An 8,436-nucleotide genomic window follows, 5' to 3' on the forward strand; every position below is an offset into this window, starting at 1 on the left:
CCATCACGATACGCAGCTCCAGGCGCGCCAGCGGTGCGCCCGGGCATACATGAATGCCCGCACCATAGAGCAGATTCAGCGAAGGATCGCGGTCCAGGTGAAACGCATCGGGATCGCCGAATACCTGCTCGTCGCGATTGGCCGAAGCCCAGAGCAGGGTCAACCGTTCTCCCGCCTCGATCTGGCGCCCGCCCAGTTCCACCTCACGGGTGGTGACCCGGCGATTGGCGATCAGCGGTGCGTCGATACGCAGGATTTCATCGATGGCCGCCGGCAGCAGGGACAGGTCCTCGCGTAGCTGTCGCTGCAGTTCCGGCCGCGCGGCCAGGTAATGCGTGACGATGCCGACGCTGGCAGCGATGGTTCCCAGCTCACCCACCGTCCAGTTGCGCAGGATGCTGACGATTTCTTCATCGCTCAGCGGCCGCCCGTCGACCTGCTCGTTGAGCAGGCGATCCGTGGGGTCCTCGCCTGGCACGGCGTCCTCGGCGCGACGCGTTTCGAGAATGCCGCGAATGTAGCCGTCGAACTCGAGCGCAACTTCGGCTTTAGCGGCGTGGAGACCTGCCAGGGTCGCCTTGTGGTTCTTATGGGTCCATTGGCGCAGGGGTTCGTGCAGGTCGGCCGACCAGCCCATGAACGCGCACTGGATGCGCAGTGCGAAATCCTGGGCAAAACCGTTGATCAGCTCGACCTCACCGGCCTTCGGCAGCGAGGCGGCCAACTCGTGTGCAATCGCCCGGCAGCGAGGCTCGAAGGCCTGCATGTGTTGGGGCGCAAAATACGGCTCGATCAGCCGACGAAACGACGTGTGTTCTGGCGGGTCCATTCCATTGGGCACCGAAGGATAGCTGGACACCGCACTGCTGAAGGTCTCATGGTCCAGCAAGACCTGCATGACGTCGGCGTGACGCAGCACCGACCATTGCAGGTATTCACTGTGTGCCACGGGACAACGGGCCCGTAGCGCATCATAGGCAGCGATTTGGTCAGCCAGTACATCAGCGGATCGTGGATCCCAATCCGACTTCGGTTCTTCGCTCATTTGCTTTCCTCGTTGACTGCGGTGCCGAAATTCGACAACCCTTTTTGGTCTAGTGGCCTGTACCGTTAGTTGATTACTCAAGTCCGGATGACGGAGGTTCTGAGACAAGGCGCTGCGACGACTCATAGCTGGCTATGGTGCAAAGTAGCAACGCAGTATCAGCGCTCAGGCGCCGAAATAGACTCATTGAACGAGCGCCACAGGCCACCAACTTCGCCCTCTGCTTCCCCAACGGAGACACGAACATAATAGATGCCCAGGGCTATGCCGCCCTTGATCCCACGACGCCACTTGCTCCATTCAGCTTTCAACGCCGTGCGCTGGGCGAGCATGACGTGCAGATCGAAATCCTCTACGACGGTGTGTGCCGCTTCGACCTGCATACCGCCCGCAACGAATGGAACAACACCCTCTATCCATCCGTCCCCGGCCACGAAATCATTGGCCGCGTCGTAGCCGTCGGCTCGGCAGTCAGCCGTTTCAAACTCGATGACATCGCTGGTGTCGGCTGCCTGGTGGACAGCTGCCAGAGCTGCTCTTCTTGCAGCGAGGCCCTTGAACAATATTGCGAGAACGGTTTTGTCGGCACCTACAATGGTCCTGCGTTCGGTGGTGGCGAGAACACCTTTGGTGGGTATTCGCACAACATCGTGTGTGGACCAGAAATTCGTCTGCGCATCTCTCATCCCGAAAACAATCTTGCCGCCGTCGCGCCGTTGCTGTGCGCCGGAATCACGACCTACTCACCGCTGCGCCAGTGGAAGGTCGGACCTGGTCAGAAGGTGGGCGTGGTCGGCCTCGGTGGCCTTCGCCACATGGGTGTGAAAATCGCCAACGCCATGGGCGCGCACGTGGTGCTCTTCACCACCTCACCGGATAAAAAGGAAGACGCTTTGCGCCTCGGCGCCAGCGTGGCGCGCCAGTCCGGGGTGCGCCAGTTTCTCCACAACGGACGCCGTCCGGTCTTTCCTCTTTGCCCATGAGTCGTTAAGGTCGCTGGCCTTCTGCGGAGGAGCCGGCATGCGCTACCTGATTTTCGTCACACTACTCTGGGCGTTCTCCTTCAACCTGATCGGCGCCTACCTCGCCGGCCAGGTGGATAGCTATTTCGCTGTGCTCACGCGCGTAATCCTCGCTGGCCTGGTCTTCCTTCCGTTCACCCGCTGGCGCGGCGTGGCGCCGGGCTTCATTGTCGGCGTGACCCTGGTCGGCGCGCTGCAATTCGGGGTGACCTACCTGTGCCTTTACCTGAGCTTCAACGTCCTGACCGTCGCCGAGGTGCTGCTGTTCACGGTACTTACGCCACTGCACGTGACGTTGATTGACGACGCGCTTAACCGCCGCTTCAACCCCTGGGCACTGGTGGCCGCAGCCGTCGCGGTATTCGGCGCCGGCCTGATCCGCTACGACGGCGTATCCAGCGACTTCCTCGGCGGTTTCCTGCTGATGCAGCTCGCCAACTTCACCTTTGCTGCCGGGCAGGTGGGCTACAAGCATCTGGCCCAGCGCTACCCATCAACTATCCCGCTGCATCGGCGCTTCGGCTATTTCTTTCTGGGTGCGTTGATCATCGTGCTGCCGGCCTGGCTGTTGTTCGGCGACGCCGACAAGCTGCCGACGACGACCAGCCAGTGGGGCGTGTTGATCTGGATGGGGGTACTGGCCACCGCCCTGGGCCAGTTCTGCTGGAACAAGGGTGCCACTCAGGTCGATGCCGGAACCTTGGCCGTCATGAACAACATGGCGGTCCCGGTAGGCCTCGTGCTCAATTTGCTGTTCTGGGGCACGGCAACCAACCTGCTGTTGCTCGCCATCGGCGGGCTGATCATTCTCGCCTCGCTATGGATCAATCGACTGGGCCGACGAACGGCCTGTTAACTCATTGTTTCTAATATGTTTTCCGCTTAACACATCGGTAAGATTGCGGCGCCCCGCATGGATGCATTTCTCAGTCAGTCGTCGAGATATCCATGCGCTGTGTCAGCTTGCTTCTGCTCGCCCTGCTTTTCTTTCCAACCGCTCATGCCGAAGCGCCCCGCACCTTTCGCGAAGCGAAGAAACTGGCCTGGCATATCTACGCCGAACGGCCGGTAGGTTTCTATTGCGGCTGCGCCTTCAAGGGCAAGCGGATCGATCTTGCCAGCTGCGGCTACGTCCCGCGCAAACAGCCCAAACGCGCTGCACGCGTTGAGTGGGAGCACATCGTGCCCGCCTGGGTGATCGGTCATCAGCGCCAATGTTGGCAACAGGGCGGACGTAAGCGCTGCACCTCGAGCGACCCGGTATTCAGCAAAGCCGAAGCCGACCTGCATAACCTCGTCCCGGTCGTCGGTGAGGTCAACGGCGACCGCAGCAATTACGGCTTTGGCATGCTCAGCGAGAAACCGAGCCAGTACGGCGCCTGTCCGTTTGTGGTCAATTTCAAGCAACGCACCGCCATGCCTCCGGAATACAGCCGGGGCGCCATCGCGCGAACCTATCTCTACATGAGCGAACGCTATGGCCTGCGCCTGTCGAAGCAGGATCGGCGCCTGTATGACATCTGGAATCGTCAGCATCCGGTCAATGAATGGGAGCAGTGGCGCAACCGCAGCATCGCCTGCGTGCAAGGCAACGCCAATCGCTACGTGGGCCCGGTGGATCTGAGCCGTTGCACCAAGTCGATTGCTCGTCGGGCTGCAATTCGCCCCGAGCGGAGCTGAGGGAATCAGCTAACAGCGAGGCCGCGTCAGAACGCCTGGATCCGGTACACCGAGGCGTCGCTCGCGATATTGCATGTCGCCACTCGAGCACTGCATGCTGAGGCCTCCTAGTGCGATCAAGACAATTCACTATGCAGGACAAGACGCTCTACACAGCCCTGAGTCTGGCGGTTCTGCTGGCACTGCTCGCCTCAGGCATCGCCCCGTACGACCGCGCGACCTGGCTGCTGGAAGTCGCGCCGGTGTTGATCGCGATCCCTGTCCTGCTACTCAGCTATCGGCATTTCCCGCTTACCCGTCTGCTTTACGCGGTGATTGCAATCCATGCGCTGATATTGATTCTCGGCGGCACCTACACTTACGCCCGGGTACCGCCAGGGTTCTGGGTGCAGGAGTGGTTCGATCTCAGCCGAAACCCTTATGACAAGCTTGGCCATTTCATACAAGGCGTAACGCCTGCCCTGCTCGCGCGGGAAGTCCTGCTGCGCCGCAACATGGTGGTGCCAGGAAAAATGCTGGGGTTTCTCGCGCTCTGCGTCGCGCTGGCTTTCAGTGCCTTCTATGAACTGATCGAATGGTGGGTAGGGCTGATCGCCGGTCAGGGCGCCGAGGATTTCCTCGGCACCCAGGGCGACCCCTGGGATACCCAGTCGGACATGCTTATGGCGCTGCTCGGCGCCCTGCTTTCGATCACCGGGCTGACGGGGCTTCAGGACCGCCAGATTGCAAGGCGAGCGAAACTCGGTGCGGCAGGATAGCCGTCATGCTCTATCGCTTTGCGGCTGATGCGGTGCTGTGCTGCACCTCGGTTTTATCGTCTTCGTGCTGTTGGGTGGACTGTTGGTAGCCTGGAAGTACCGCCTGGTCTGGCTGCACCTACCGGCCGTGGCCTGGGGCATTTTTGTCGAACTGACCGGACGTCTGTGCCCGCTTACTCACTGGGAAAACCAGCTGCGGCATCTGGCTGGTGGCGCCGGCTACGAGACGAGCTTCGTCGAGCAGTATCTGTTGCCAGTAATCTATCCGGCGTGGCTGAGCGTACCGGTGCAATACCTGCTGGCCACCATAGTGGTGCTCGCTAACCTGCTGATCTATGGCTGGCTGGTGTGGCGCTGGCGGCACAAGGCAGTGCCGCCAAGCTGATACCAGCGCAGCTAGATTTTCAGTTCGAAGGCATCGCCGTCGTGATAGGCCGGGAACTTGTTGCGGAAGGCTGCCAAGTCCCGAGCACGTAGCGTAGTGCGGAAAACGCCGTCGGTATCGCCCGCCTCGAGCAGCGGGTCGCCGAGATAATCCAGCACCTGACTGTCGCCGCTGTAAGGGTAGCCTTTGCCGTCTTCCCCCACCCGATTCACAGCGGCGACGTAGCAGATATTTTCGATGGCGCGTGCCGGCAGCAGGCGGTTCCAGGCATTTCGACGAGCCGCGGGCCAATTGGCCGTGTAAAGCAGCAAATCGGTGTCATGAGGGTCGCGGCTCCAGACCGGGAAGCGCAGGTCATAGCAGATCAGCGGGCGTACATGCCAACCGTTCAGCTCGAACAGCGCCTGCTGTTCGCCAGCCGTGTAGTGCTTGTGCTCACCTGCCATGCGGAACAGATGACGCTTGTCGTAATGTGAAATCTCGCCGTTCGGCCGCGCCCAGAGCAGGCGGTTGCGGTGGCTGCCATCCGCGGCCTCTATGATCACGCTGCCGGTGATCACCGCGTCCATGCGCGCCGCCTGCTCCCGCAGCCAGCTATAGGTCGGGCCTTCCTCGGGTTCGGCCAGCTCCGATGAGTTCATCGAAAAAGCCGTTGTGAACATCTCCGGCAATACGATGAGATCGGCCCCGCGAGCCAGCTCGAGCAAGTCAACAAAGCGCTCGCGGTTGGCGGTAGCGTCCTGCCAGACGAGGCTGGTCTGGATCAGTGCCAGTTCGAGGTCCGGCAAATCGTTCAGATCGCGCATAGTCGTTCTGCTGCCTGGCGCAGCGTCTCCTCTCGTTTGGCGAAGCAGAAGCGGACCAGCCGTGATTCCTCAGGAGGCGTCTGATAGAACACCGAAATCGGGATGCTGGCCACGCCGTGCTCGCGAGTGAGCCATTCCGCCATGGCGACATCATCGAGATCCGGGCGAATGGCCGAATAGTCGGCCAGCTGGAAATAGGTACCTGCAGCACGGGTAAAGCTGAAACGCGAGCCAGCCAGTAGATCGCAGAACAGGTCACGCTTGGCCTGGTAGAACGCTGGCAGTTCGCTCAGATGCTCTGGATGCGCCGCCATGAAATCGGCCAGCGCCCACTGCAGCGGTGTAACGCCCGCGAAGCTGACGTATTGATGAACCTTGCGCAGCTCACTGCTGAGCGCGGCGGGCGCAACCACATAACCGGTCTTCCAGCCAGTGACGTGGTAGGTCTTGCCGAAGGAGCTGATAACGAAGGCCCGCTGATACAGTTCGTCATGGCGCAACACGCTGGCATGCTGCCGGCCGTCGAATATCAAATGTTCGTAGACCTCATCACTGAGCAAATAGATATCCCTGTCACGGATCAGCTCGGCCAGGCGATCCAGATCCGCCGCATTGATTAGCGCCCCGCTGGGATTGTGCGGCGTGTTCAGCACGATCATACGGGTGCGGGGCGTAACCGCGTCGGCCAGCTTCTGCCAATCGATGGCGAAGTCCGGCAGGCTCAACGTCTGATGGATGCAGACTCCGCCCGCGAGCTCCACAGCCGGTTCGTAGCTGTCGTAGCAGGGATCGAAGACGATCACTTCATCGCCGGGGCGAATGACTGCGTGGATCGCACAGAAGATGGCCTGTGTGGCGCCCGGAGTAATGGTGACTTCGGTATCGGCGCTAACCTGACGGCCATAGAGCGTCGCAACTTTGTTCGCCACCTGCTCGCGCAGCGCCGGCAAGCCGGTCATCGGCGCGTACTGGTTGTGCCCGGCCATGACATGACGCGCGACAGCTTCGCGCAGCGCATCAGGCCCATCGAAATCCGGAAAACCCTGGGACAGATTCAACGCGCCAGTCTGAGCAGCTAGCTGCGACATGGTCGTAAAGATGGTAGTACCGACACGAGGGAGTTTGCTGGTAATCATCTGTTCGCTCGAAGCTGGAAGCCGAAACTGAGAGTTGCAACCATGGGCGCCCTGAGCGGCGCCCCGCTTACGGCTACAGGTTTATCTTTTGTCGCGGCGCTTTTTCTCGGCCTTCTTGTGGTGCGACATAAGACGGCGCTTCTTGTTCACCTGGCGATCTGTGAGGGTGTTCTTCTTGCCCTCGTAGGGGTTCTCGCCGCCCTTGTATTCGATCCGAATCGGCGTGCCGACCAGCTTCAGAACACGCCGGTAGGTATTTTCCAGATAGCGCGTATAGGACTTGGGAATCGAGTCGACCTGGTTGCCGTGAATCACGATCAGCGGCGGGTTGGCGCCGCCCAGGTGAGCGTAGCGCAGCTTGATCCGGCGACTGGCGACCATTGGCGGCGCATGCTCGCGTACGGCGTCCTCGAGGATCTGGGTCAGGCGGCTGGTGGGCCAGCGGGTAACGGCCGAGGTGAACGAGGCCTGTACCGATTTGTACAGGTTGCCGACGCCAGTGCCATGCTTGGCGGAGATGAAGTGGATGTCGGCGAATTCCACGAAGAACAGCCGGCGCTCCAGCTCGGTCTTCACGTAGTCACGCTCGCTCGGCTCCATGCCGTCCCACTTGTTCAACGCGATCACCAGCGCGCGGCCGCTATCGAGTACGAAGCCAAGCAAGTTGAGATCGTGCTCGACCACGCCTTCCCGCGCATCCATGACGAAGATCACTACGTTGGCGTCCTGGATCGCCTGCAGCGTCTTGACCACCGAGAACTTTTCCACCGCCTCGAAGATCTTGCCGCGGCGCCGGACGCCGGCGGTGTCGATCAGCGTGTATTTTTCGTCGCCGCGTTCGAACGGAATATAAATGCTGTCTCGCGTGGTGCCCGCCTGGTCGTAGACGATGACCCGCTCTTCACCGAGCATGCGGTTGACCAGCGTCGACTTGCCAACATTCGGACGGCCGATGATGGCGATCTTGATGCCGTCCTTTTCGCTAGGCCCGGGAATGCGTTTGAGTTCTTCGCCTTCGGCAACCGCGTCGACAGTCTCGCCTTCAGTTTCCGCTTCTTCGGCGTTGTCCTTGGGAAACGTGCCGAGCGCCTGCTCCAGCATATGACTGATACCGCGGCCATGTGCTGCGGCAATCGGCAAGGCATCGCCGAGACCCAGCGGGCTGAATTCGGCTCGCGCGATGTCCGGATCGATGCTGTCGACCTTGTTCGCCACGAGGAAGTGGCGCTTGTTCATCTTGCGCAAGTGCTCGGCAATCATCTGATCGCCCGGCGTCATGCCGGCACGTGCGTCGACCATGAACATTACCGCGTCGGCTTCCTGCATCGCTTGTAGCGACTGCTCCGCCATCTTCGCGTCGATGCCTTCTTCGTCTCCGGTCAGGCCCCCGGTGTCGATGACGATATAGGTACGGCCCTGCCACTTGGCCTCACCGTACTGGCGATCACGGGTCAGACCGGCATATTCCGCGACGATAGCATCACGGCTCTTGGTCAGACGGTTGAACAGGGTGGATTTGCCGACGTTAGGGCGACCCACCAGGGCGATTACGGGAACCATACGGCTCTCCACTGCGATATTTCAGAAAACACGAAGGGCCCCGC

Annotated in this window: 7 protein-coding genes and 2 pseudogenes; 5 read left to right on the top strand and 4 right to left on the bottom strand. The window is 60.9% G+C overall.

Translation table 11 applies throughout. The annotated features are described in order from the left end of the window. Positions 1-1,045: cytochrome P450 (locus PSTU_RS0110820; RefSeq protein WP_019341046.1), on the bottom strand; the 1,045-nt coding region annotated here is incomplete at its 3' end. A 245-nt stretch (positions 1,046-1,290) separates the two neighbouring features. On the opposite strand from PSTU_RS0110820, the pseudogene PSTU_RS20690 reads away from it, so the two are divergent. The 5 genes and pseudogenes from PSTU_RS20690 to PSTU_RS20695 form a co-directional block, all read left to right on the top strand. After that, positions 1,291-1,956 (top strand): annotated as a pseudogene (locus PSTU_RS20690) (alcohol dehydrogenase catalytic domain-containing protein); the annotation flags it as partial. Between the two features lie 109 nt (positions 1,957-2,065). Then, positions 2,066-2,923 carry a carboxylate/amino acid/amine transporter gene (locus tag PSTU_RS0110830; protein WP_019341048.1) on the top strand — a complete coding sequence of 286 codons (858 nt, stop codon included), beginning with the start codon at positions 2,066-2,068 and terminating at the stop codon, positions 2,921-2,923. 92 nt (positions 2,924-3,015) lie between these two features. Continuing rightward, a complete protein-coding gene (locus PSTU_RS0110835; protein ID WP_019341049.1) occupies positions 3,016-3,747 on the top strand; it encodes an endonuclease in 732 nt (243 codons plus the stop codon). Between the two features lie 131 nt (positions 3,748-3,878). Next, positions 3,879-4,505: a DUF2238 domain-containing protein gene (locus PSTU_RS0110840; protein WP_019341050.1), complete on the top strand. Its 627-nt coding sequence runs from the start codon at positions 3,879-3,881 to the stop codon at positions 4,503-4,505. A gap of 5 nt (positions 4,506-4,510) precedes the next feature. Then, a pseudogene (locus PSTU_RS20695) lies at positions 4,511-4,890 on the top strand (DUF2784 domain-containing protein). Positions 4,891-4,901: 11 nt separating this feature from the next. Here PSTU_RS20695 and PSTU_RS0110850 read toward each other — a convergent pair. The 3 genes from PSTU_RS0110850 to der all read right to left on the bottom strand — a co-directional run bounded on the left by PSTU_RS0110850 (position 4,902) and on the right by der (position 8,392). Then, on the bottom strand, positions 4,902-5,696 hold the full coding sequence (locus tag PSTU_RS0110850) for an amidohydrolase (RefSeq protein WP_019341052.1): 795 nt from the start codon (positions 5,694-5,696) through the stop codon (positions 4,902-4,904). Further along, positions 5,684-6,832 carry a pyridoxal phosphate-dependent aminotransferase gene (locus PSTU_RS0110855; protein ID WP_019341053.1) on the bottom strand — a complete coding sequence of 383 codons (1,149 nt, stop codon included), beginning with the start codon at positions 6,830-6,832 and terminating at the stop codon, positions 5,684-5,686. Before PSTU_RS0110855 ends, PSTU_RS0110850 begins: the two co-directional genes overlap by 13 nt. An 81-nt stretch (positions 6,833-6,913) precedes the next feature. Next, positions 6,914-8,392 carry a ribosome biogenesis GTPase Der gene (gene der, locus PSTU_RS0110860; RefSeq protein ID WP_019341054.1) on the bottom strand — a complete coding sequence of 493 codons (1,479 nt, stop codon included), beginning with the start codon at positions 8,390-8,392 and terminating at the stop codon, positions 6,914-6,916. Between the last annotated feature and the right edge of the window lie 44 nt (positions 8,393-8,436).

Origin of the sequence: Stutzerimonas stutzeri SDM-LAC (assembly GCF_000235745.1) — a bacterium.
Lineage (GTDB): Bacteria > Pseudomonadota > Gammaproteobacteria > Pseudomonadales > Pseudomonadaceae > Stutzerimonas > Stutzerimonas stutzeri_H.